Source organism: Prosthecobacter sp., from assembly GCF_044373815.1.
In the GTDB taxonomy this organism is placed as follows: Bacteria; Verrucomicrobiota; Verrucomicrobiia; order Verrucomicrobiales; family Verrucomicrobiaceae; genus Prosthecobacter.
Window position 1 is genome coordinate 1 of record NZ_JBIPNG010000008.1, and the last position, 22680, is coordinate 22680.

The 22680-nt window shown below is 60.6% G+C and carries 17 protein-coding genes; 11 read left to right on the top strand and 6 right to left on the bottom strand.

Annotation, left to right across the window (positions count from 1 at the left end; all coding sequences use genetic code 11):
• On the top strand, window positions 1-364 hold a 364-nt coding region (gene queF / locus ACIREA_RS01430), incomplete at its 5' end, for a preQ(1) synthase (RefSeq protein ID WP_397379821.1).
• Window positions 361-1023, top strand: a complete 663-nt coding sequence (queC, locus tag ACIREA_RS01435) for a 7-cyano-7-deazaguanine synthase QueC (protein ID WP_397379823.1) — start codon at window positions 361-363, stop codon at window positions 1021-1023. The genes queF and queC, both read left to right, overlap by 4 nt.
• On the opposite strand, the gene ACIREA_RS01440 is transcribed toward queC, so the two are convergent.
• Window positions 1005-2483: a sigma-54-dependent transcriptional regulator gene (locus ACIREA_RS01440; protein ID WP_397379825.1), complete on the bottom strand. Its 1479-nt coding sequence runs from the start codon at window positions 2481-2483 to the stop codon at window positions 1005-1007. The genes queC and ACIREA_RS01440 overlap by 19 nt on opposite strands.
• A gap of 118 nt (window positions 2484-2601) precedes the next feature.
• Here ACIREA_RS01440 and ACIREA_RS01445 point away from each other — a divergent pair, with 118 nt between their 5' ends.
• The 4 genes from ACIREA_RS01445 (at window position 2602) to ACIREA_RS01460 (ending at window position 9154) form a co-directional block, all read left to right on the top strand.
• A complete protein-coding gene (locus ACIREA_RS01445) occupies window positions 2602-3198 on the top strand; it encodes a TetR/AcrR family transcriptional regulator (RefSeq protein ID WP_397379827.1) in 597 nt (198 codons plus the stop codon).
• A gap of 69 nt (window positions 3199-3267) precedes the next feature.
• The gene (locus ACIREA_RS01450) at window positions 3268-4422 is read left to right on the top strand and encodes an efflux RND transporter periplasmic adaptor subunit (RefSeq protein ID WP_397379829.1); all 1155 of its coding nucleotides are present in this window, start codon (window positions 3268-3270) and stop codon (window positions 4420-4422) included.
• A gap of 32 nt (window positions 4423-4454) precedes the next feature.
• On the top strand, window positions 4455-7634 hold the full coding sequence (locus ACIREA_RS01455; RefSeq protein ID WP_397379831.1) for an efflux RND transporter permease subunit: 3180 nt from the start codon (window positions 4455-4457) through the stop codon (window positions 7632-7634).
• 8 nt (window positions 7635-7642) lie between these two features.
• Window positions 7643-9154 carry an efflux transporter outer membrane subunit gene (locus ACIREA_RS01460; protein ID WP_397379833.1) on the top strand — a complete coding sequence of 504 codons (1512 nt, stop codon included), beginning with the start codon at window positions 7643-7645 and terminating at the stop codon, window positions 9152-9154.
• Between the two features lie 84 nt (window positions 9155-9238).
• On the opposite strand, the gene ACIREA_RS01465 is transcribed toward ACIREA_RS01460, so the two are convergent.
• From ACIREA_RS01465 to ACIREA_RS01485, 5 genes are all read right to left on the bottom strand, one after another.
• Entirely contained in the window at window positions 9239-11074 is a 1836-nt protein-coding gene (locus ACIREA_RS01465; protein ID WP_397379835.1) for a DUF4340 domain-containing protein, read from the bottom strand.
• 16 nt (window positions 11075-11090) lie between these two features.
• Window positions 11091-12587: a Gldg family protein gene (locus ACIREA_RS01470; protein ID WP_397379837.1), complete on the bottom strand. Its 1497-nt coding sequence runs from the start codon at window positions 12585-12587 to the stop codon at window positions 11091-11093.
• A gap of 18 nt (window positions 12588-12605) precedes the next feature.
• Entirely contained in the window at window positions 12606-13364 is a 759-nt protein-coding gene (locus ACIREA_RS01475; RefSeq protein WP_397379839.1) for an ABC transporter permease, read from the bottom strand.
• Entirely contained in the window at window positions 13361-14326 is a 966-nt protein-coding gene (locus tag ACIREA_RS01480; RefSeq protein ID WP_397379841.1) for an ATP-binding cassette domain-containing protein, read from the bottom strand. The genes ACIREA_RS01475 and ACIREA_RS01480 overlap by 4 nt, the downstream gene beginning before the upstream one ends.
• 154 nt (window positions 14327-14480) lie before the next feature.
• Window positions 14481-15914 (bottom strand): sulfatase, encoded by a 1434-nt coding sequence (locus ACIREA_RS01485; protein WP_397379877.1) that lies wholly within the window; start codon window positions 15912-15914, stop codon window positions 14481-14483.
• Window positions 15915-16115: 201 nt separating this feature from the next.
• On the opposite strand from ACIREA_RS01485, the gene nusA reads away from it, so the two are divergent.
• The 5 genes from nusA (at window position 16116) to ACIREA_RS01510 (ending at window position 22176) form a co-directional block, all read left to right on the top strand.
• Window positions 16116-17381 carry a transcription termination factor NusA gene (gene nusA / locus ACIREA_RS01490; protein WP_397379843.1) on the top strand — a complete coding sequence of 422 codons (1266 nt, stop codon included), beginning with the start codon at window positions 16116-16118 and terminating at the stop codon, window positions 17379-17381.
• 92 nt (window positions 17382-17473) lie between these two features.
• Window positions 17474-19720, top strand: a complete 2247-nt coding sequence (infB, locus tag ACIREA_RS01495) for a translation initiation factor IF-2 (protein WP_397379845.1) — start codon at window positions 17474-17476, stop codon at window positions 19718-19720.
• Between the two features lie 89 nt (window positions 19721-19809).
• Complete coding sequence (gene rbfA / locus ACIREA_RS01500) at window positions 19810-20217, top strand: 30S ribosome-binding factor RbfA (protein WP_397379847.1); 408 nt, start codon at window positions 19810-19812, stop codon at window positions 20215-20217.
• 194 nt (window positions 20218-20411) lie between these two features.
• Complete coding sequence (locus ACIREA_RS01505) at window positions 20412-20870, top strand: hypothetical protein (protein ID WP_397379849.1); 459 nt, start codon at window positions 20412-20414, stop codon at window positions 20868-20870.
• Between the two features lie 172 nt (window positions 20871-21042).
• A complete protein-coding gene (locus tag ACIREA_RS01510; RefSeq protein WP_397379851.1) occupies window positions 21043-22176 on the top strand; it encodes a hypothetical protein in 1134 nt (377 codons plus the stop codon).
• Window positions 22177-22680 lie beyond the last annotated feature (504 nt).

The following is a 22680-nucleotide window of genomic DNA, read 5'->3' on the forward strand; positions in this document are numbered from 1 at the left end:
GGCGGTGTTGGAGACGTTCCCCAATCGCACGCCGGGACGGAACTACCGCATTCACCTCAGCGCCCCCGAATTCAGCTCGATCTGTCCCGTGACTGGGCAGCCGGATTCGGCGCACCTTGAAATTCTCTATATCCCGGAGGCGACGTGCGTGGAAACGAAGTCGCTGAAATTCTATCTGGCCTCCTACCGCAATCATGCGTCCTTCAATGAGGCGATCGTAAACCGCGTGCTGGACGACATAGTCAAAGCGTGCGCTCCGAAGCAGGTGGTGGTGCGTGGCAAATTTGGCGCGCGGGGTGGCATCCAGCTCACCTGCGAGGCGCGGTATCCGGATCTGGAAGAAACCCTGAGGCTGCCGGAATGAAAACGGTCGTGCTGCTCTCTGGCGGGATGGATTCGGTGACGGCCCTTTACTGGGCGCGCCATGAGAATGAGGTCGTGGGAGCGGTGAGTTTTGACTACGGTGCCAAGCACAACCACCGCGAGATTCCGCTGGCTGCATGGCACTGTGCCCAGATGGGTGTGAAGCACGACATCATCGACCTCGGGTTCATGAACCAGCACTTCGCGTCCGACCTGCTGAAATCCGGCGGTACGATCCCCGAGGGGCACTATGCGGACGAGAACATGAAGAAGACCGTGGTGCCCTTTCGCAACGGCATCATGCTTTCCATCGCCTGCGGGCTGGCGGAAAGCTGCGGTGCCGAGGCGCTCGTCATTGCCGCGCATGCGGGGGACCACATGATCTATCCTGACTGCCGCGAAGACTTTATGCAGAGCATGGCTGCGGCGATGCGTGAGGGAACCTATGCGCACATCGAACTGCTGCGTCCGTTCATCCATCGTGACAAAGCGGGCATTGCCAAGCTCGGTGAAACTCTTGGTGTGGACTACGGCAAGACGTGGTCCTGCTACAAAGGCGGAGATTTGCACTGCGGAAAGTGCGGCACGTGTGTGGAGCGCATCGAGGCCTTTGTGCTCGCCGGTCTCCACGACCCGACTGTTTACGAGTCGGATGTCTGAGCCGGCGCGGTGACGCGGCGGCGGTGCGTGCGGACCATGTTGAGGTCCTTGAGCTTGCGCTGCAGAGTGCGGCGGCTCATGCCGAGCATCTCGGCGGCCACGGTGCGGTTGTTGCCGCTGCGCTGCAGGGCGGTAAGGATGAGGTGGTGCTCGGCCTCGGTGATGTCGAGATCGCTCTTCGGCTTGATCGTGGGATCAGTGATGGCTCCAGCGGGTGCGGTGGCGGTAGCGGCGTCCTTGGCGGCGATCAATGAAGGGGCGCGCAAGCCGATGCCCAGACCATGCGGATTGAGCAGGTAGGAGGGCAGATGCTTGAGCATGACGCGGTTGCTGTTGCTCATGACCACGCCGTGCTCGATGGCGGCGCGCAGTTCGCGGATGTTGCCGGGCCAGTCGTAATTCATCATCGCGGGCAGGGCGTCTTCGCCGAGCGGCTTGTAGGCTTTGCCATTGGCCTTGGAGAGTTCCTTGAGGAAGTGATCCGCCAGCACGGAGATGTCGCTCTTGCGGGCGCGCAGCGGGGGGAGCTGGATGGTGACCACGCGCAGGCGCCAGTAGAGATCCTCACGGAAGGTGCCTGCTTCGACCATCTTGGCGAGGTCGCGGTTCGTGGCGGCAATGACGCGGACGTCGATGGAGATCGGTTTGCTGCTGCCGACGCGCTCGATGGTCTGCTCGCCGAGGGCTCGCAGCAGTTTCACCTGGGTGCTGGCGTCGATCTCGCCGATTTCATCCAGGAAGAGAGTGCCGCCATTGGCCTGCTCAAAGCGGCCGATGCGGCGCTCCTGGGCACCGGTGAAGGCGCCCTTCTCATGGCCGAAGAGTTCGCTTTCGAGGATCTGCGGGGAGAGGGCCGCGCAGTGCACGGAGACGATGTTCGCCTTGGGGCGTCCGCTGAGATTGTGAATGGCTCGGGCCACGAGTTCCTTGCCGGTGCCGCTTTCACCTTCGATCAGCACGGTGGCGCGGGAAGGGGCCACCTGCTGGATGGTGTCGATGATGGGCTTCATCACCTCGGCCTGGCCGAGGATGCCTTCGATGGAGAATTTGCGCTCCACCTGCTGCTTCAGCGCGACGTTTTCATGCTCCAGCGAGCGGCTGCGTAGGGCGCGTTTGATGAGGATCTCCACCTCATCGAGGTTCAGCGGCTTGGTGACAAAATGGTAGGCGCCCCTGCGCATGGCCTCCACGGCGGTGTCCACGCTGCCGTAAGCGGTCATCATGATGCACACGGGCGGCTTGGGCAGGGCCAGGGCGGCATCCAGCAGCTTCATGCCGTCGTCCTCGCCGAGGCGGAGGTCGGTGAGCATGACGTCGATGTGGTCATTGCGGAGGTATTCCATCGCCTCGGCGGCGTTTGAGGCCACGTAGCAGTCGAAGTCATCCTCCAGCGAGAGGCGCAGGCCATCGCGGGTATGCTTTTCGTCATCGACGATCAGAACTGTGGCTTGGTCGTTCATGAGTGAAGGAATGGCACACTATGGAAGGTGAAGGAGCGGGCGGCAATCAGGGAGGTGGAAAAATTGTTGACAGACCGTCTAGTCTGTTTTAAACCCCGGCGACCTCACCGAAATCTCCATGGGACGCACCTCTACCGCCAAAGACCGTCTGATTGAAGCCATGATCGAACTGATCTGGGCGGGCAGCTACGGCAGCACCTCGGTGGATCACATTTGCGAGAGGGCAGGGGTGAAGAAGGGCAGCTTTTACCACTTCTTTGAGTCCAAAACTGAGCTGGCCCTGGCCGCGATCGATCACGGCTGGACCGAGCACCGCAAGGAGCTGGACCAGATCTTTTCCCCCGTGGTGCCCCCGGTGGAACGCATCCTGAACTGCTTCCGCAATTTCCGCCAGGAGCAGGAGGAACTGTTTGAAAAGCATGGCCGCGTGCTGGGCTGCCCGATCCATTCCCTGGGGGCGGAGGTCAGCACGGTGGACGAGCGCCTGCGTGACAAATTGCAGGAGATCCTGAGCCAGTTCATCCGCTACTACGAGAGCGCCATCCGCGATGCGCAGGCGCAGGGCAGCATTGTCACGCATGATGCGATGGCTTTGGCACGGATCGTGTTTGCCTACAGCGAAGGGCTGCTGCTGCACGCCCGGATGTGGAATGACCTCGGTCGCCTGGATGAATTCGAGTCCGGGGCCAAGATCATTCTCGGCGTTAAAGGCTGATGCTGCGCCTATTTTTTGCTTTCAAATTAACCAACTGGTCAACTTCCCACCCCAAAACCAACGCGCCTCGTGAAACTCCAAACCCTCCTCCCATTCGTCCTGCTCCTCGCTGCCTGTGGCAAACCGCCTGCGGGCGGCCACGGCGGCGGTCAGATGCCTCCGGCCCCGGTGACGCTCGCACCGGTTGAGCAGAAAGAACTCGTCGAGTGGGAGGAGTTCACGGGGCGCGTCGAGCCGGTGGAGACGGTGGATTTGAAACCCCGCGTGTCCGGCTACATCACGGAAGTTCATTTCCAGGCCGGGGCCTTGGTCAAGAAGGGGGATGTGCTCTTCACCATCGACCAGCGTCCCTTTGAGACCCGGCTGCGTTCCACGGGGGCCGAGGTGGCGCGGGCGGAGGCGAATGCCATGGCGATGAAGCGTGAGTTTGACCGTGTGCAGACCCTGCTCGCGGCGAAAGCCATCGCCCCAGAGCAGGCGGAGGCGCGCGAGTCGATGAACCTGCAGGCAAAGGCCGGGCTGGAAGCCGCCAAGGCTGCGCAGCACAGCGCGGAAATCGAATTCGAACACAGCTCGGTCAAGGCACCGATCAGCGGGCGCATCAGCCGTGCGATCACGACTACGGGCAATTTCGTCACTGCGGGCACGACGCTGCTCACGACCATCGTCACCGTGGATCCAGTCTATGTGTATGCGGATATCGACGAAAACAGCCTGCTGAAGCTGCAAGCAATGCAACGCAGCAAAACGACCTTCACCAATGGTGATGGCCGCGTGCCTGTGGAGCTCCAGCTTTCCAATGAGAAGGACTTCCCCCATCACGGGCACATCGAGTCCTATGACAACCGCCTCGATGCAGGCACCGGCAGCATGGTGCTGCGTGCCGAGTTTTCGAATGTCGGCAACATTCTCACACCGGGTTTGTTCGCGCGCATTCGCATCCCCATGACAGGCAAATACAAGGCGCTGCTGGTCGATGAAAAAAGCATCCTCACTGATCAGGCCAACAAGTTTGTGCTTGGGATTGATGAAACGAAGACGCCTGCGCTCTCGGTTTACAAACCCATCGTGATCGGGCCAAACATCGACGGCAAGCGCATCATCCGCAGCGGCCTGGTGGCAGGTGACAAGATCATCGTCAACGGCCAGGCGCGACTGCCGCAGCCTGGCATGCCCGTGCAGCCGACGGAAGCTCCGGCGGCCAAGGAAACGGCCGCCAAGTAATCGCGAAGCGAAACACCCCCTCTCACGCTTCCATGAATATATCCCGCTTCTTCATCACGCGCCCCATTTTTGCGGGCGTGCTGTCGCTGCTGATCTTTATCCTCGGCGCCATCTCGCTCTTCCAACTGCCGATTTCAGAATACCCGGAAGTCGCGCCGCCGACGGTCATCGTGACGGCCACTTATCCCGGTGCGAATCCGAAGACGATTGCCGAAACGGTGGCGTCGCCGCTGGAGCAGACGATCAACGGCATCGAAAACATGCTCTACATGTCTTCGCAAAGCACAGCGAACGGCGTGATGACGCTGACCGTTACTTTCAAGATCGGCACGGAGCTCGACCTTGCGCAGATGCAGGTGCAGAACCGCGTGGCTCAGGTGCTGCCGAAGCTGCCGGAGGAAGTGCGCCGCTTTGGGGTGACGACGGTGAAGTCATCGCCGAACATGACGCTGGTGGTGCATCTGCTGTCTCCGAATGACCGCTATGACGAGATCTACCTGCGCAATTACGCGACGCTCAATGTGAAGGATGAACTGACGCGCCTCTCGGGTGTCGGCCAGGTGAACATCTTTGGTGGCGGTGAGTATGCGATGCGCGTGTGGATCGATCCTGACAAGGCGGCGGCGCGAGGCCTGACCTCCGGCGACATTGTGAACGCCATCCGTGAGCAGAACATCCAGGTGGCGGCAGGCACCATCGGCCAGCAGCCGACCAAAGAGGCCGCATTCGAGCTGACGGTGAACGCCAAGGGCCGCCTCATCAGCGAGGAGGAGTTTGACCAGATCATTGTCAAAATCGGACCGCATGGTGAAAAACTCCGTCTGCGCGATGTCGCACGCGCCGAGATGGGATCGGGTGATTATTCGCTGCGTGCCCTGCTCAACAACAAGCGTGCTGTCGGCATGGGTGTGTTCCAGCTTCCCGGAGCGAACGCGCTCGCGGTTTCGAAGGCTGTGCGTTCCTGCATGACGGAGCTGAAGAAGAAAATGCCTGAAGGTGTGGATTACGCCATCGCCTACGACCCCACGGTGTTCGTGGAGAAGTCCATCGACGCCGTCATTCATACGCTCATCGAGGCGCTGCTGCTCGTCGTGCTCGTGGTGGTGCTTTTCCTGCAGACCTGGCGTGCGTCGATCATTCCGCTGGCCGCCGTGCCGGTGTCGCTCGTCGGCACTTTTGCGGTGATGCACGCGCTCGGCTTTTCCATCAACAACCTCTCTCTCTTTGGCCTCGTGCTGGCGATTGGGATCGTGGTGGATGATGCGATCGTGGTCGTCGAAAACGTCGAGCGAAACATCCAGAACGGCCTCAAGCCGCTGGCGGCAACCCAGCAGGCCATGACGGAGGTGACCGGGCCCATCGTCGCCACGGCGCTGGTGCTTTGCGCAGTCTTCATCCCAACGGCGTTCATCAGCGGGCTCAGCGGCCAGTTCTATAAACAGTTCGCCGTCACCATTGCCATCTCCACGGTGATCTCGGCCATCAATTCACTCACGCTTTCTCCGGCGCTTTCCGCCTTGCTGCTGAAAGGTCATGGCGACAAACGGGACATTCTGACGAAGATCATTGATGCGCTGTTTGGCTGGTTCTTCCGGCCGTTCAACCGCTTCTTCGAATGGTCCTCCAATGTGTATGTGGGGATCGTGAAGCGCATCATCCGCTTCAGCGCCATCGCCGTCATCATCTATGGCGGGCTTGTGTGGGCGACTTGGAAAGGCTTTGAAATCGTTCCTGAAGGCTTCGTGCCCGGCCAGGACAAGCAGTATCTCGTCGGCTTCGCGCAGCTGCCAGATGGCGCTTCGCTCGACCGCACCGACGATGTCATGCGCCGCATGTCGCAGATCGCCATGGATCATCCTGGCGTGAAGGACGCCATCGCATTCCCCGGCTTGTCGATTCAAGGTTTCACGATCAGCCCGAATGCTGGCATCGTGTTCGTCGGTCTCGACAATTTCGAGGACCGCACCACGCCCGAGCTGAGCGGCGCAGCGATTGCCGGTGCGCTCAATGGCAAATTCATGGCCATTCAGGATGCGATGGTCATGATGTTTCCGCCACCGCCCGTCAACGGCATCGGTACCACGGGCGGGTTCAAGCTCATGGTGGAGGACCGTGGCAACCAGGGTTACGCGGCGCTTTATCAGGCCACGCAGAAGCTCGTCGGCGCCTCCTATGGCACCCAGAAACTCACGCAGGTCTATTCCGGCTACACGGTCAACGTGCCGCAGATCGAGGCAGATGTGGATCGTGAGAAAGCGAAGATTCAGGGCGTGCCGCTGGCGAATCTTTTCGAGACCCTGCAGATCAATCTGGGCAGTCTCTACGTGAATGACTTCAACCGCTTTGGCCGCACGTATCAGGTCGTCGCGCAGGCTGAGCAGCAGTTCCGTGACAACCCGAGCGACATCACTCGGCTCAAGACGCGCAACATGGCGGGTGAGATGGTTTCCGTGGGCTCACTGGTGAAAGTGAAGGAGGGCTTCGGCCCGGATCGCGTCACGCATTACAACGGCTACCTTGCCGCCGACCTGAACGGCGCACCGCTGCCGCCGCTGAGTTCCGGCCAGGCTGAGGAACTGATCTCCAAGCTGGCCAAAGACGGACTGCCGGGTGGGTTTGAATTTGAGTGGACCGACCTCACCTATCAAAAGATCATCGCAGGAAACACGGCCATCTACATTTACCCGCTCTGCATTCTGCTGGTGTTCATGGTGCTGGCCGCTCAGTATGAAAGCCTGCGCCTGCCAATGGCCATCATTCTGATCGTGCCGCTGTGCCTGCTGTTTGCGCTGGCAGGTGTGATGATCACGGGCGGTGACAACAACATCTTTACACAGATCGGCTTCATCGTGCTGATCGGCCTCGCGTGTAAAAACGCCATTCTGATCGTGGAGTTTGCGAAGGAGAAGTTTGATCATGGCATGAGCCCTCTGGAGGCGGCCATCGAGTCCTGCCGCCTGCGTCTGCGTCCGATTTTGATGACCTCCATCGCCTTCATCGCGGGTGTGTATCCGCTCGTTGTTTCCACGGGTGCGGGTGCTGAAATGCGCCGCGCCATGGGCACTGCGGTGTTTGCCGGCATGATCGGGGTGACCTTCCTCGGCCTGTTCTTCACACCGGTGTTCTATGTGCTGGTGATGATGGGGCACAAGAAAAAGACCGCCGCTCCTTCCGCTGAGATTCCCGCCGCCGCCCTTCCAGTCCCTCATTGATCCCTGTTATGCGTATCTTCCTTTCATTACTCCTCGCGACCAGTGCCATCGCCCAAGTCGGGCCGGACTACGAACGTCCTGAAACGGTGACACCACCGAACTACAAGTCCGCCATTCGCTGGCGTGAAACGCGTCCGCTGGACTCACTGCCCAAGGGGGACTGGTGGCGCGTGTTTGGCGATTCCAGGCTGAACGACCTCATGGGGCGTGCCACGGCGCATAACCAGACGCTGAAGGCGGCGGTCGCACGCTTTGATCAGGCGCGTGCAGGGACCGGCATCGCCCGTGCGGCCTTCTTTCCGAGTGCGGACATCAACTCCGTCATCACCACGCAGCGCACCTCGCCGAACATGCCGAGCGCCTTTCCTCTGGGTGGCCTGCACTACGTGGGGCCGAGCTACAATGTGCCGCTCGACTTCACCTGGGAGCTTGATCTGTGGGGCAAGATCCGCCGGCAGGTGGAAAGCGCGCGTGCAGATGCTTCTGCCGCCGCCAGCTTGATGCAGAATGTGCTGCTCGGCATGCATGCCGATGTCGCCACCAATTATTTCCGCATCCGTGCTCTCGATGGCGAACTGCAGACCGTGCGTGCCGCCGTCGGCTGGCGCAGGCAGGCGCTGGACATCGCCCGTGCCCGAGTCAAAGCCGGTGCAGGCAGCGAACTGGAACAGGCGCAGGCGGAGACGGAAGTGGCCACCGCTGAGGCGGAGGTGAGTGCGCTGCAGAATCAGCGCGACCAGCTTGAAAACGGCATCGCCCTGCTGACCGGCACGAATCCCAGTGCCTTCAGGCTCGGGGGCAATTCCAGTCTGCTGCCCACACCTCCGGGAATTCCTGTGGGAGTGCCCACCGACCTGCTGGAGCGCCGCCCCGATGTGGCCGCTGCCGAACGTGCGCTCGCCTCTGCGACCGCGCAGATTGGTGTCGTGAAAGGGAACTTCTTTCCAAGCATCAAGCTGATCGGGCACGGCGGCTATCTCAGCGGTGACTCGGCCAATCTCTTCGAGGTCAGCAGCCTCAATTGGAACGTGGGGCCCAGCATCAGTGTGCCGTTGATGGCCGGTGGCAAGAACCGGGCTGCCGCAGAGCGCAGCCGTGCCGCGCACGATGAGGCGCTGGCCAATTACCGGCAGGCGGTGCTTGCCTCCTTCAGCGATGTGGAAAACGCCCTCGCCGCGCTGCGCAATCTCAGCACTCAAGCAGAGGCGCAGCACCGCGCACGTGACAGCGCCCAAAAAGCCGCGGAGATCGCGCATGCACGCTATGAAGCAGGCACGAGCCCCTACCTGGATGTGATCGAGGCGAACCGCTCGCTGCTTGCCACTCAACGTGCCTGCGCCACGCTCGCCGGACAGCGCTTGATCGCCAGCGTCAGCTTGATCAAGGCGCTCGGTGGCGGCTGGGATCAAAGCCTGCCCGTCACGGTTCCCGTCGCCACGGCAGACCCTGCGGCGCGTGGTTCAACCGCCGAGAAGAAAGGCTTCTTCACGAAGGTGAAGGGCTGGTTTAAGAAGGGTTGAGCCCTCGATCAAAAGCGTCTCTTTTGATTCATACAGAGCACTCGTCCACGTTACTTGGTGGGCTGAGTGCTCTTTCACTTTAAACTACTTCGCCTGCTTGGGCTTGAAGATGTTGATGCCTGCGATTTGCAGCAGGGCGTTGTTGGTGATGTAGAAAATGTCGGGATCGTTTTTGATCTGGCCAAAGTAGAAGGCCGTGCTGGCATTCGGCTGGGTCGGGGAGAAGAGGATTTCGATCTCACGCACGGGGCCGTCGAGACGGCCGGGTTCGCCGAGGACGATCTGAATGGTAAGGAAGGGGGTTTTCAAGGCCTGCAGCGCATCGCTGCGGTCTGCGGCCCAGTCCTGCACCGTGAAGCGTGAGAGGCTGGCGGCGAGCTGGTCGGCTTTGACGCGGTCGAGTTCGGCGGTGATGTCATGGCCGCCGCGTGAGGCTTTCCATTCGGCGGAGACGGGGTTGTAGTCGAGGATCGTGGGGGCAAAGGCACCTTGAGCCATGGTGATTTTACGCAGGGCGAAGGTGGTGAAGCGCAGGGCTCCGAGGCCCTTCCATTTGATGCCGTCAGTGGGCAGGGAAGGCAGCAGGGAGGCGTCAATGCGGTAGATGAAGGGCTCGCTGTCGTATTTGGCAAAGAACTGGGTGCTTTCCGCGTTGTGGCCAAACATGAGCTTCACCGGCTTTTCGCGCTGCGGAGTCCAGGTGACGGTCTGGAAGGGATCGTCCAGGCCAAAGGGAGTCAGGTCTGCGGCGGAATCTGCGGCGAACTGGAGGATTTCATAGCTGTTGAGTGCGTCCAGGCAGCGTGAGACGCGTTCGCCGTTGGCGGGGTCCCATTTGCCATGGCGCTGCAGGTACCAGGAGCCGCCTTCGTTGCGCAGATTGATTTCCGGGTGGGTCTTGCTGGCGATGGTGATGAAGTCCAGGTGCTCCCCGTCAATCTGCGCCAGCAGGTGGTCGCGCAGGGCATTGGGACCGACCCAGAGGCTGAGGAGGTTTTTGGCGACGACCGTGAATGCAGGTTTGCGATAGGCGGTGGTGGCGGTGGTGACCGCCTGTTTCTCATCGGCAGGTTTCTTGAGGGTGAACTCGTAGGATTTGCCGCGTGCCTTGGACTCCACGGTGACTTTGATTTCATCGGCATGGGCGGTCTGTGCGTCTTCCTTGGCCGTGGCGGTGACGTCCTTGGCCTCGGTGATTTCGATGTTCAGAATGGCGGAGAGCAATTCGGTGATGCGCTCTTTGCTGCCGCGTGTTTTGAGCGGTTTTTCGAGCAGCCAGGGCGCATGCTCATTTTCACGGCTGAGGACGATCTGCCCGGAAGGCTGGCTCAGGGTGATGCTGGTGATGACTTCGGCCGGCAGACGCAGAAGCTTGGGGTCGCGCCAGGAGGCGGCGGGAATCTGCAGGACCATCGGCGCCTCACTTTTGGCGAGATACCACGCGATGTCTTTGTGTGCGGGGTCTGGAATGCCGATGTAAAGGCTGTTTTCGACGGCCGCAGGGGAGCCGAACCAGCATTCGTAAAGCGGCGCATCTCCGGCGAGGAGGCGTACTTTGAAGCGGGGTTTGTCCAGGCCGGTTTTCTGCCACTCAGCGCCATCAAATTGCTCCGGGTGAATGCGCTCGATCCATTCGACGCCATGCAGGGTCAGAATGAGTGCGGCGACTTTCTCCGGATCTGCCAGATCATCATAGGGAGCCTCGACCCGCCAGGCATTGCCGTCACGCACGAGGGTGAGCGGCACGTTTTCAGCGGTGAGGATTTCGATGCGGGTGACTTTTTCCCGTTCGAAACGGGTGGGGCCGCGCCTGACTTCACGAGTGTCTATGGCGGAGGGGAAGTAACGCTCGATGCCAAGGATGATCGCGCCCAAGGAGGCCACGAGCAGAAAGAGAAGAAGAGTGGTGCGTGCGCTCATGCGTCAAAGTCGGTGCTCATGCCGCCCGCCTGCTGGCCCAGACCATGAAACCGAAGCCGAGCACGGCGCCCGGCAGGGTGATGGAGGTGATCCAGAAGATCAGCTCATGCTGCTTGTTGGTGAGCTGAATGCGGTAGGAGTGTTTGGATTTGGCGGGGATGCCGATGAAGCTTTCGCGGTTCATCAGCCAGTTCAGGCCGGCGGAGGCAAAGTCACGGCTGACGGCGAGCATGGTCTGCTTGTCCAGCAGGGTGGCGTTTGAAACCACCACCATGCGCGAGCTGTCCGCACGCTGGGTTTCGTCTCCCACGGCGCCGCGCTCGATGCTGGCAGCCACGTAGATCGGCGGCAGAGTGTCTTCCTCGTCGGCGACGGGAAGTTCCTCCAGAAACTGCTTTTCACCCCAGTAGCGCGGGGCGGCAAGGATCAGCGGCTTGACGCTGATGGACTGCTCCTTGAGCGAGATGTTCTCCGGGATGATTTCCAGGGATTCCGTCTGCCCGGCCAGAGTGATGGCGGAGGAGGTCAGATGGCGGATGAAGGGCACCTCCTTGGTGAATTCGCCCAGCACGGTGAATTCCTTCTTGGGGCCGGTGCTGGTGCTCTCCGCCATCAAGACGCGGTCGCCACGGGGATGCAGGCCGTTGGCGGTGAGGAAGGCGTTGAGGCGTGCTGTTTCACCGCCGGGATCGAGCATGATGAAAATGCCGGCCCGCTTGGACTGCCAGTAATTGTTGAGCATGACGATCTCACGTTCGGAAAAGTCGTAGCGTGAGCCCAGGATCATCAGGCCGTCGGCATCCGTGGGAATGTGGGCGACCTCGGAGAGATTCACCTGAATGACTTCGAAGTTCTGCTGCCTGCCGAGATCAATGGCGGCGTTGTAAGAATCACTCTGGCCCAAGCCTGAGCGGCTGCCTTTGCCGACGACATAATAGAAGCGCCGCACACGGCCTTCTACGACGGAGATGAGGGCGGAGGAGATGGCGTCTTCACCGCGAAATTCGATGATCTGCTTGTTTGTGCTGGTGCCCTTTTCCCGGACGACGAGCTCCTCCTCAGTGATGAAGCGCTTGTTGGCACCGCAGCGGATGAGCACGCCGTTTTGAGCAAGCGAGAGGCCGGTGTCTGCCTTGAGCTGCTCGGCGCGCTCAATGTCGCGCACGGGATCAATGGAGCGCACCTTGATGCGCTGCCTGCCGTGCAGGTGGTATTCCTCCAGGAGGGACTGCACTTCGCCATACACCTTGGAATCACGGCCAAAGACGATGTTGATCTGAACATCGCGCGTCAGACTGTCGAGGTATTTTAGGGTGGCGGGGCTGAGGGTGTAGTCCTGGCTGGGGCTGAGATCCCAGCGCCAGTAGTGGTAGTAGTTGAGGCGGTTGACACCGGCAAACAGCGCCAGTGCCAGGAGGACTTGCAAGGCGACATTCAGGCCGATGCCGTAACGCTTCGGCATGGATTTGGCGGCGGCGCTGGCTGGCGGGTTGTTCTGTTCGGAATCCGGCATGGTGGTGGATCTATCGGCTCACGGGCGCCAGCGGCGGAACTCAACCACGTGGTGGGTGAAGGAGAGGAAAAGCAGCGACATGCTGAGGTAGTAAATGATGGGCCGGCTGTCGATGAGGCCGGCGGTGAAGATGCGGATGTGCTCTGTGGCGGCGAAGTAATTGACGATGTCCACGATGGTGTCGGAGATCTTGCGGCCCACGACCATGATGAAGATGCCCAGCAGGAAATGCATCAGGCTCAGGGTGAATGAGATGATGGCGGCGACGATCTGATTGGCTGTCAGAGAGGAGGCAAAGCAGCCGACGGCGAGATTGAACATGCCCATCACTACCAGGATGAGATATGCGCCTGCCATGGCTCCCGAAGGCAGCTCCACCTGTCCGGCGGAGATCCAGTGGGCAAACTTGAAGTTGAACAGGCTGGGCAGCCACAGCACGCAGTAGACGATGACAGCGGCGAGATATTTGGAGCCGACCACCTGCCACGCGCGCACCGGGGCGGTGAAGAGGGTCTCCAGCGTGCCCATCTTTTTCTCCTCGGCAAAGAGGCGCATGGTCAGCAGCGGGAAGATGAAGAAGTAGGACAGCCAGAACCACATGGCGTGAAAGGTCCAGCTCACGATGGATCCTTCGCTGGGCGCGCTTTCCAGCACGGAGAGCGCGGCACGGAAGGCGAAACCATTCAGCACCATGACCAGCGCCAGCACCACGTAGGCGACGGGGGAGACAAAGAAGGAGTGCAGTTCTTTCTTGAGCAGAATCCAGAATATCCTCATAGGACGTGGGTGGGAATGTCGGTGGGGGTGCCCGCGTTCATGGAAAGTTCGACGAAGACATCCTCCAGGGTGGGGAGCTGAAGGTGCATCTCGCGGATGCGCCATTTTTCCTTCATGGCGAGTTCCATCACTTGATCGCGCACGTCGTGATCGGGTTCCACCCGCAGGGTGAAGCGCCGCCAGGGATGAACGAGCAGATCTTCCTCCGTGGCCTTGCGCACGGCGTTGAGGGCGGAGAGTTTTTCGGCCAGGTTGCCGGTGCCTTCGATTTCCAAATGCAGCAGCGTGGTGGAGCGCAGCTGACGTGTGAGGTTTGCCGGCGTGTCATTGGCGCGGATGCGGCCCTGATGGATCATGATCACGCGATCACAGGTCTGCTCGACTTCATGCAGGATGTGCGTGGAAAGCAGCACGGTGTGCTTGGCCTTCAGATTGCGCAGCAGGTCGCGCACATGGCGGATCTGCACGGGGTCGAGTCCGTTGGTGGGCTCGTCGAGGATGAGCAGCTTGGGCTTGTGCACCAGGGCGTCTGCCAGCGCCACACGCTGGCGGTAGCCTTTGGAGAGATTGCCGATGAGGCGCTTCCGCATGTCGGTGACGCCGGTGAGCTCCATGACTTCACCGATGCGGCGGCGCATGGTCAGGCCGGAGAGCCCTTTCAATTCGGCACGGAATTTCAGGTACTCTTTGACCCGCATGTCGGTGTAGAGCGGGGCATTTTCCGGCATGTAGCCCACGGACTGGCGCACCTGGATGGACTGATGGAAGACGTCAAACCCTCCCACGGTGGCCCTCCCCGAGGTGGCCGGCATGTAGCCGCTGAGGATGCGCATCGTGGTGGATTTTCCAGCTCCGTTCGGGCCCAGAAAGCCCACGATCTCCCCCGGTTCCACCTGGAAGGAGATGTTGTTCACCGCAGTGCGTCCGGCATACTGCTTGGTGAGTTCCTGAACATCAATCATGACTGGGAGGGAGAGGGGAGTGGCTGGTTTGTGGTTGAGAAATTAAATTTAAGCCTATGCGCCCCTGAATGACAATTCGCAATGAGGCATTCGCAAAAATGAATGAGGGGTGGGGGGATCAACTTGATCCCTCTCCTTCCTGGCAGCGTGCCTCCTACTTGCCTGCTTCGCGGGTGCCGGTGCCTTTGGGCTGCTTCATGAGGCTGTCGCCGAGTTCGGTGCGGATGGTCTCAGCGTGCTTCTGCAGGCGGGCCACTTCGTCGGGGTTTTGGGCTGCGACGTTCTTGGATTCGCTGAGGTCGCCGTAGAGATCGTAGAGCTCGGGCTGCTCGATCTTCACGGGCTTGTAGTTGACGGGTTTTCCGCCGGTGGCCTTGGGGATGTCTGTGGGCAGGCTGCGGTAGGTGTGGGGGAGCTGCAGTTTCCAGCGGCCGTCTCCGCTGCTGATGGCATGGAGCTGATTTTGCTCGTAGTAGAAGGCGTAGAAATCGTGCGGGTTTTTGGCGTCAGGAACGCCGGAGACGATGGGCCAGCAGTTGAGGCCGTCGATTTTGTGATCAGGCAGTTTCGCCTCAATGACGTGGGCGATGGTGGGCAGGAGATCGATGGTCATCATCATGGTGTCCGTGGTGGTGCCGGCGGGGATTTTCCCGGGCCATTTCATGATGCCCGCCACGCGGGTGCCACCTTCCCAGCAGGTGCCTTTGCCTTCGCGCAGCGGGCCTGCGCTGCCGGCATTGTCGCCGTAGCTGAGCCAGGGGCCGTTGTCGGAGGTGAAGATGACCCAGGTGTTGTCTTCGAGGCCGTTTTTCTTCAGGGTGTCCATGATCTGGCCCACGGACCAGTCCACCTCCATCATGACATCTCCAAACAAGCCTTTGCCGGACTTGCCTTTGAATTTGTCGCTCACAAACAGGGGCACGTGCACCATGCTGTGCGCGAGGTAGAGGAAGAAGGGTTTATTTTTGCTCTTCTCAATGAACTGCACGCCACGGGTGGTGTAGTCGGTGGTGAGGTGGGTTTGATCCTCGGGCGTGACATCGGCATCCACGACCTGGTCATTTTCGACCATGGGCAGCTTGGGAAAAGCCTTTTTGGCCTGCGGATGGAAGGGCCACATGTCATTCGAATAAGGAAGGCCGTAGTACTGGTCGAAGCCGTGCTGGGTGGGGAGAAACTGGGGCAGGGAACCGAGGTGCCACTTGCCCACGGCGGCGGTGGCGTAGCCCTTTTGTTTCACCAGCTCGGCCAGGGTCGTTTCATTGGCGCTGATGCCGTGCTTGGCTGTGGGGCCCAGGGCGCCGTGGATGCCCACGCGGTTCGGGTAGCAGCCGGTGAGCAGGGCGGTACGGGAGGCACTGCAAACGGGCTGGGCGACGTGAAAATTGGTGAACTTGCGGCCTGCGGCGGCCAGCTTGTCGATGTTCGGGGTCTGATAACCCTGCGCACCGAAGCAGCCGACATCAGCATAACCCATATCGTCCATAAAAATAACGACGATATTGGGTTGGGGGGGCGCCGAAGAGGCCGCTTGCGGGGCGAGAATCAGGGCCAGGATGGCAGAGAGAAGGAGGCGCATGTTTGAAATGGGTTGGGAGTGAAGGAAATGGGAATAAATCGGCCCTCATGAAAACGCCTGAGAAAACTGCGCACTTCCACACAATTTTTCTGCTTGCTGATTCCTAGCCCTCCTTTATGATCCGCGTCCTTCCCGGACAGAATTAGCGTTTTCACGGCGAGAGTGGGGTCCTCCCCGCTCTTTTTTGTCTGGTGAAAACACGAATTTCATATGATCAGCGAACTCAAAGCCCTCTTCGACTATTACGAGAAAGAGAAAGGAATCGACCGAACCAAAATGGTCGAGGCCCTGTCACAGGCATTGCTCGCCGCCTCCAAAAAAAGCATCGGTCCCGCCCGGGAACTGCGCATCGACATTGATCCTGACAAGGGAACCATCAAAGCCTTCGCCAAACTGATCGCGGTGGAGACTGTCACCAACCGCTGGGAGGAGCTTCAGCTCGAAACGGCCAAGCGCTTCAAGAAGAGCGCGGTGCTGGGTGATGAGATCGAGGTCGAAGTCACGCCGAACAACATGGGCCGCATCGCCGCGCAGACTGCCAAGCAGACGATGCTGCAGCGCCTCCGCATGGCGGAGAAAGAAAATCTGTACGAAGAATTCAAGGACCGCACCGGTGACGTCGTCAGCGGTGTGGTGCGTCGCTTTGAGAAATCCGACGTGATCGTGGACCTCGGCAAGTTCGAAGGCGTGATGACCTCCAAGGAGCGTGTGTCCACCGAGGACTACACCCCCGGAGACCGCATGCGCTTCTATGTGAAAGCCGTGGAAAAGGACAGCGGCCGTGGCCCTGAAATCATCCTTTCCCGTGCGCATCCGAATTTCGTGCGCCGCCTGTTTGAATTTGAAGTCAGCGAAATCGGTGACCACACCGTGGAGATCGCCAGCATCGCCCGTGAAGCCGGCTACCGCACCAAGGTGGCCGTGCACAGCGCCGATGAAAAGGTGGACCCCGTGGGTGCCTGCGTCGGTCTGCGTGGTGCGCGTGTGAAAAACATCGTCCGCGAGCTGAACAACGAGAAGGTGGACATCATCCGCTGGAAATCTGATCCTGCTGAGTTCGTGCGTGAAGCCCTCAAGCCGATCAAGGTCCTCTCCATTTCCGTGAACACGGACAAGAAGGAAGCGCGCCTCACCGTCAGCGACGAAGACCTCTCGAAGGCCATCGGTCGCCGCGGCCAGAATGCGCGTCTGACTTCCCGCCTCGTGGGCATGGATCTCGTCATCGAGAAGGATGAACACGCCGCCGAGGTCTTCGAAGGCCAGATGGGCAGCGCGGTGCATCATCTCGTGGACGCCCTCGGCATCACTGCCGATGTGGCCCGTCTGCTGACCCAAGGCGGCATGGGTGATCTCAAGACCCTGGCCACCGGAGTGGATGTCAGTGACATCGCCGAGGTCCTCGGTGGCGACGACGCCCTGGCCCAGCAGATTTTCGACAAAGCAGCAGCACATGCTTCATCTCCCTTCAAGGAGTAGCCCCTGTGCCGCCATGACAACGATTTTAAACCAACCCCCAACTTACGACCAGCCTGCCTCCCACGCCGCCGCTCGCCCGATCTCATTCTCTCATGTCCAGCAAACCCTCATCAGCCAAAAAGAGCAAGTCCCCCACCGACGAGGTCGTTGAGGCGGCTGTGCCTGCCGACAGCGCCCCGCCCAAAAAAGAAGTCAAAGGGAAGGTGCTGTCGTTGATTGAGGAAAAGAAGCCCCGGAGCAGAGGGCCGGTCAGAGGGGGGAATGCATTGCCGCCCTTGGGAGCCAAAAAAGTGGAGGAACCCGTGCCCGCGCCACAACCGGCCGCACCTGCCAAGCCGACGCTGGACGAGCGCAAAGCCGCCGCGCTGAACCTCTTTGAGGATGATGACAAGCCGAAGGTGCGCCGCCGCCCGGTGGATGAAAACGCCCAGCACAACGCGCTGCCGCCCATCTCCCTGCTGAATGATCCCACTCCGCCGAAGCCGATCGTCCCGATCGTGCATGCCCCTCCTGCCGAGGTTGCGCCACCAGAGTTTGAACTCGGTGAAAGCGGTGAAAAAATCATCCACCTGAAGCCACCGATCGTGGTGAAGGATCTGGCGGACAAGATGGGCCTGAAGCCCTTCAAGATCATTTCCGAACTCATCGCGTTCAAGGTTTTCGCCAGCGCGGACAAGGCCATCGACATCGAGATCGCCGAGAAAATCTGTGAGAAGCACGGCTTCAAGCTGGAGCGCGACAAGCGCGAAAAAGGCGGCGGCGTCCACAAGGTGGAAGAAGTCATCGTCGAGCCTGTGGCCCAGGTCGTTGAAGAGGTGGAGGAGGACAAACTGGAACTCCGCGCCCCGATCATCACGTTCATGGGGCACGTTGACCATGGCAAGACCTCCCTCCTGGATGCTCTGCGCAAGACGCAGGTCACCTCCGGTGAAGCCGGCGGTATCACGCAGCACATCGGTGCCTACTGCATCTGGCACAACGGCAAGCCCATCACCTTCATCGACACACCCGGCCATGCCGCCTTCTCGGCCATGCGCGCCCGTGGTGCCAAAGTCACGGACATCGTCGTGCTCGTCATCGCTGCAGACGACGGCATCATGCCGCAGACCAAAGAAGCGCTCAGCCATGCGAAAGCCGCTGGCGTGCAGCTCATGGTCGCGCTGAACAAATGTGACCTTCCTACTGCCAACGTGCTGCGCGTGAAAAGCCAGCTGCAGGACATCGGACTCGCGCCGGTGGACTGGGGTGGTGAGATCGAAGTCATGGAAGTCTCCGCGAAGAGCGGACTCGGCCTCGACAATCTGCTCGAAACCATGTCCCTCCAGGCTGAAGTGCTGGAGCTCAAGGCGGACCCCAAGGCGTCCCCTCGTGCCACGGTCATCGAATCCTCCATGGTGGCCGGCAAAGGCCCTGTGGCCACGGTCATCGTCGGCCAGGGCACGCTCAAAGTCGGCCAGGCCTTCATCTGCGGCCCGCTCTGGGGCAAGGTCAAGGCGATCATCAATGACCGCGGCGAGTCCATCAAGGAAGTGCTTCCGGGCATGCCCTGCGAAGTCATCGGTTTCAGCGACATGCCGCATGTGGGCGACGAAGTCGTCGTCATGAACAACGAGCGCGACGTGAAGAAACTCAGCGAAGAGCGCCTGGAGGAGATCCGCCAGAAGAAGCTCAACGTGCCGCGCCGCTCCACCCTGGAGCATCTCTTTGCCAGCATCGAGGACAGCAACAAGAAGGCCCTCAAGGTCGTCCTCAAGTGCGACGTGCAGGGCTCCGTGGAAGCCGTGGCCAAGTGCCTCACCGACATCAAGAGCGACAAGTGCAACCTCGACATCCTGCATCAGGAAGTCGGCGCCATCAACGAGTCCGACGTCCTGCTGGCCAGCGCCTCGGACGCCATCATCATCGGTTTCAACGTCAAGGTGGAGAACAAGGCCCTCGTCGTTTCCAAGCGCGAGACGGTGCAGATCAAGCTCTACTCCATCATCTACGAACTCATCGATCAGGTGAAGGAAGCCATGGCCGGATTGCTCGATCCGATCACCCGCGAGAAGGTCATCGGCCATGCCCGCGTGAAGCAGGTCTTCAAGGTCAACAAGGGCTTCGTCGGCGGCTCCGTCGTCACCGACGGTGTCATGAACCGCAAGCAGCGCGCCCGTGTGCTGCGTGGCGGCCAGGCTGTGTATGACGGCGGCTTTGAAACGCTGCGCCGCTTCACGGACGAAGTCAACGAAGTGCGCAACGGCATGGAGTGCGGTATCAAGCTCTCCGGCTTCAGCGACTACGAAGAAAACGACGTCATCGAGTGCTACGAACTCGAAAAAATCGCCCAAACTCTCTGATCCAGCTCGTCGTATCAGGTTTCAGGTCATGAGCGTGCCATTCACGCTTCTGGCCGGAACCTGAAACCTGCCCCCCTTAAACTGCCCCTATGTCCCTCCGAGTCGATAAAGTACGCGAGCTCATTCGTCGTGAGCTCAGCACCATCCTCGAAAAGGATTTCCGCAACGAAGGCTGTCTCGTGACCATTCACGACGTCAGCCCCACGCCGGACATGCGGCAGTGCTTTGTGTACGTGGGTGTCATCGGCAAGCCGCACCAGCAGGACGCCGCCCTGGCGAAGCTCGTGAAGGCCCGTGGGTTCATCCAGCGGGATCTCTACAAGCGCGTCAAACTGCGCAGCAGCCCCCAGCTCTTCTTCCGCCTCGACAAATCCGTCGAGCGTGGCGTGCCCTTGCTGAACATCATCGACAATCTTCCACCACCCCTGCCGGATCTTCCGGTGGAAGGTGAGGAAGAGAAGAAGGATGTGGAAGCCGAAGGCAAGGCTGGGAAGTAATGATTGAGGTTGGCAAGGTAGAATGACCCGCTGCATGAATGATCATGCAGTCTTCTTCACTCAGGGGCTTGCATAGGATCCCGGAGGGAGACAATGCCAGGGCAGTCTGAGTTTTCCCAATCGGTCACCTCAGAACAGCACCGTCCCCTGCGAAATCATGGACATCCCTTTTGCCGATCCCGTATAAGCGGAGCATGGCCAGCAGCATTCGCCTTCCATTCACGGGTGCCTCGTACCGCCTCACGGCGATGCTGTCGGGTGTGGGCGCGGGCTTCAGGAGGGGGCTCTTGTTCAGCATGGGCCTCATCCTGTGCCTGTGCGCTGGCTTGATCGCCTGCTTTGCGGTGCTCAGCGCGCAGATGCGGCAGCCTGCGCAGGTGGTGGCTGTGGACCCGGTGGCTGTCGACCCATTGTCGGCGGCGGACAAGGCCTTCAACGCGAGGTACTACCCGCTGGTCGATTGTCCTCGGTTTAGGTTTGCGACACTGCGGCAACGAATGGCGAGCTGGCATGGCTACATGTCGCTTCCATATCTCTACCCGACTCCTGATGACCTCCCCACGGGAGATCCCTCACTCAAGACTCCGCTCTACCCCAGGACACCCGCAGTCACTCCTGCGCGTGATGCCAAAGGTGCTTTGGAAGTCCGCTGACAGCGGAGTTCTTGCGTCTGGATTGTGCTTGATGCTGCGAATATTACGCTCTGCTGCGTCATGAGGTCAAAGGGCAGGGATGAACCGCCATTTGGTATGACAGACCTGCCATGCCGCCTACGATCCGCCCCCCACTCCGTCACCTCTCGACTCCCGTCTTTTCACACTGCGCATGCCGGCTCCTCCCACGACTCATCCAGGGCTCACCCGTTGGACCAATCTCTTCAGTCTTTTGGTGATCGGCATCGGGTGCGCGGCCATCGCCGGATGGATCTTTGATGTGTCTTTGCTCAAACGCATCGTGCCGGGGAGCATCGCCATGAAGTTCAATGCGGCGCTGGTGTTCCTCCTCGCGGGGCTCTCCCTGCGGGGCGCGGCGGCCTGCCGCCGCCGGTGCTGCCGGTGGATGGGGCGGATCTGCGCGGGCCTCGTCATCCTGATCGGTGCGCTCACGCTGGTGGAGCACATCTCAGGTCTGGATCTTGGCATCGACAATGTGCTGATCCAGGAGCCGGCGCGTGCGACGAGCAAGTACACCCCGGGCCGCATGTCATCGCAGACGGCCGTGAGTTTTGTGTTCTTTGGCGTGGCGCTCCTGCTTTCCGCCAGCCGCAGGAGGAGCTGGTGGGATGTGGTATCCCGCGCGCTGCTGGTCTGCGTGGTCTTCCTCGCCCTGGCCAATCTGGTGGGGCATCTCTTTGGCTTCGTGTTTCAGGTGGGCATCAGCCAGATCACCGGCATGGCCATTCATTCCTCGCTGGCGTTTCTGCTGCTGTGCGCGGGCCTGTACTGCGCCAGGCACGAGTCCGGGGAGGCGAAGAACATTTTGTTCAGCGAGACCTCGGGCGGCATCATGGCGCGGCGGCTGCTGCCAGCGGCCATCCTGCTGCCGCTGCTGCTCGGCTGGCTCAGGATGGGCGGGAGCAAGGCGGGCCTGTATGATTCGCCGGCCGGGGCGGCCTTCTTCGTCGTCTGCACCCTGGTCTTCTTCACGGTGCTCGTCCTTGCCACGGCACGCCAGCTTCACGTGCTGGACCTTGCGCGGCGTGAGGCCGTGGACGCGCGTGATCAAACGATCGCGGAGCTGCAGCACGCGCTCGATGAAGTCCGCACCCTGCAGGGACTGCTGCCCATGTGCGCGTGGTGCAAGAAGGTCCGCGACGATCAGGGCTACTGGGACGATGTGGCCTCCTACATCGCCAGGCACACCGAGGCCAGCGTGTCCCACGGCATCTGCCCCGACTGCAGCAAGGTCCATTTCCCCGCGACGCAGGCCGTCACTTCACCGGACGCACCCGCAGCTTAGGCTTCTCCGCAGGCAGATTCTCCAGACGAATCTGGGTGCCGATGATGTCGAGGGTGTCCCAGTGCAAGTGGACCGGGGGAGAAGAACTCACGGTCGAGGTGGGCGCATGATGACTGGCATGCGTGGCACGCAGCGAAGGGAACGCATCGCGGAATGAAGCACCGCACGCAGAAAGCCTCCAGGAGCGCGGACCTCCGAGTCCGCAGCAGGTCGCTTTGACATGGCGGGGGTGGCTGCAGGCAAAACAGAGAAAGAACGAGGGCGCTGGTTGCGAAAGTGCGAGGTCGCAGGGGAGATGCGGAACCGCATGTGCTTGCGGTGTGCTGCGGACTCGGAACCGAAGCGCAGCGTAGGTAGCCAGCCGCAGGCTGCCCGAAGGGTGAGCGAAGCGAGGCAATTCCGCGCTCCTGGGCGTTTTCTTCGGCAGAGCACGGTGGGATTTTCGGGAGGCGAAAAGGAGTGAAAAATACTCCCCTCACCAAGCGCCCATTCCCCCCCCTCCCA

Bases quoted from the DNA above. Each gene is read 5' to 3' on its own strand.
- queC (WP_397379823.1), top strand. From the start codon at position 361: ATGAAAACGGTCGTGCTGCTCTCTGGCGGGATGGATTCGGTGACGGCC.
- ACIREA_RS01440 (WP_397379825.1), bottom strand. From the start codon at position 2,483: ATGAACGACCAAGCCACAGTTCTGATCGTCGATGACGAAAAGCATACC.
- ACIREA_RS01445 (WP_397379827.1), top strand. From the start codon at position 2,602: ATGGGACGCACCTCTACCGCCAAAGACCGTCTGATTGAAGCCATGATC.
- ACIREA_RS01455 (WP_397379831.1), top strand. From the start codon at position 4,455: ATGAATATATCCCGCTTCTTCATCACGCGCCCCATTTTTGCGGGCGTG.
- ACIREA_RS01460 (WP_397379833.1), top strand. From the start codon at position 7,643: ATGCGTATCTTCCTTTCATTACTCCTCGCGACCAGTGCCATCGCCCAA.
- ACIREA_RS01465 (WP_397379835.1), bottom strand. From the start codon at position 11,074: ATGAGCGCACGCACCACTCTTCTTCTCTTTCTGCTCGTGGCCTCCTTG.
- ACIREA_RS01470 (WP_397379837.1), bottom strand. From the start codon at position 12,587: ATGCCGGATTCCGAACAGAACAACCCGCCAGCCAGCGCCGCCGCCAAA.
- ACIREA_RS01475 (WP_397379839.1), bottom strand. From the start codon at position 13,364: ATGAGGATATTCTGGATTCTGCTCAAGAAAGAACTGCACTCCTTCTTT.
- ACIREA_RS01480 (WP_397379841.1), bottom strand. From the start codon at position 14,326: ATGATTGATGTTCAGGAACTCACCAAGCAGTATGCCGGACGCACTGCG.
- nusA (WP_397379843.1), top strand. From the start codon at position 16,116: ATGATCAGCGAACTCAAAGCCCTCTTCGACTATTACGAGAAAGAGAAA.
- infB (WP_397379845.1), top strand. From the start codon at position 17,474: ATGTCCAGCAAACCCTCATCAGCCAAAAAGAGCAAGTCCCCCACCGAC.
- rbfA (WP_397379847.1), top strand. From the start codon at position 19,810: ATGTCCCTCCGAGTCGATAAAGTACGCGAGCTCATTCGTCGTGAGCTC.
- ACIREA_RS01505 (WP_397379849.1), top strand. From the start codon at position 20,412: ATGGCCAGCAGCATTCGCCTTCCATTCACGGGTGCCTCGTACCGCCTC.
- ACIREA_RS01510 (WP_397379851.1), top strand. From the start codon at position 21,043: ATGCCGGCTCCTCCCACGACTCATCCAGGGCTCACCCGTTGGACCAAT.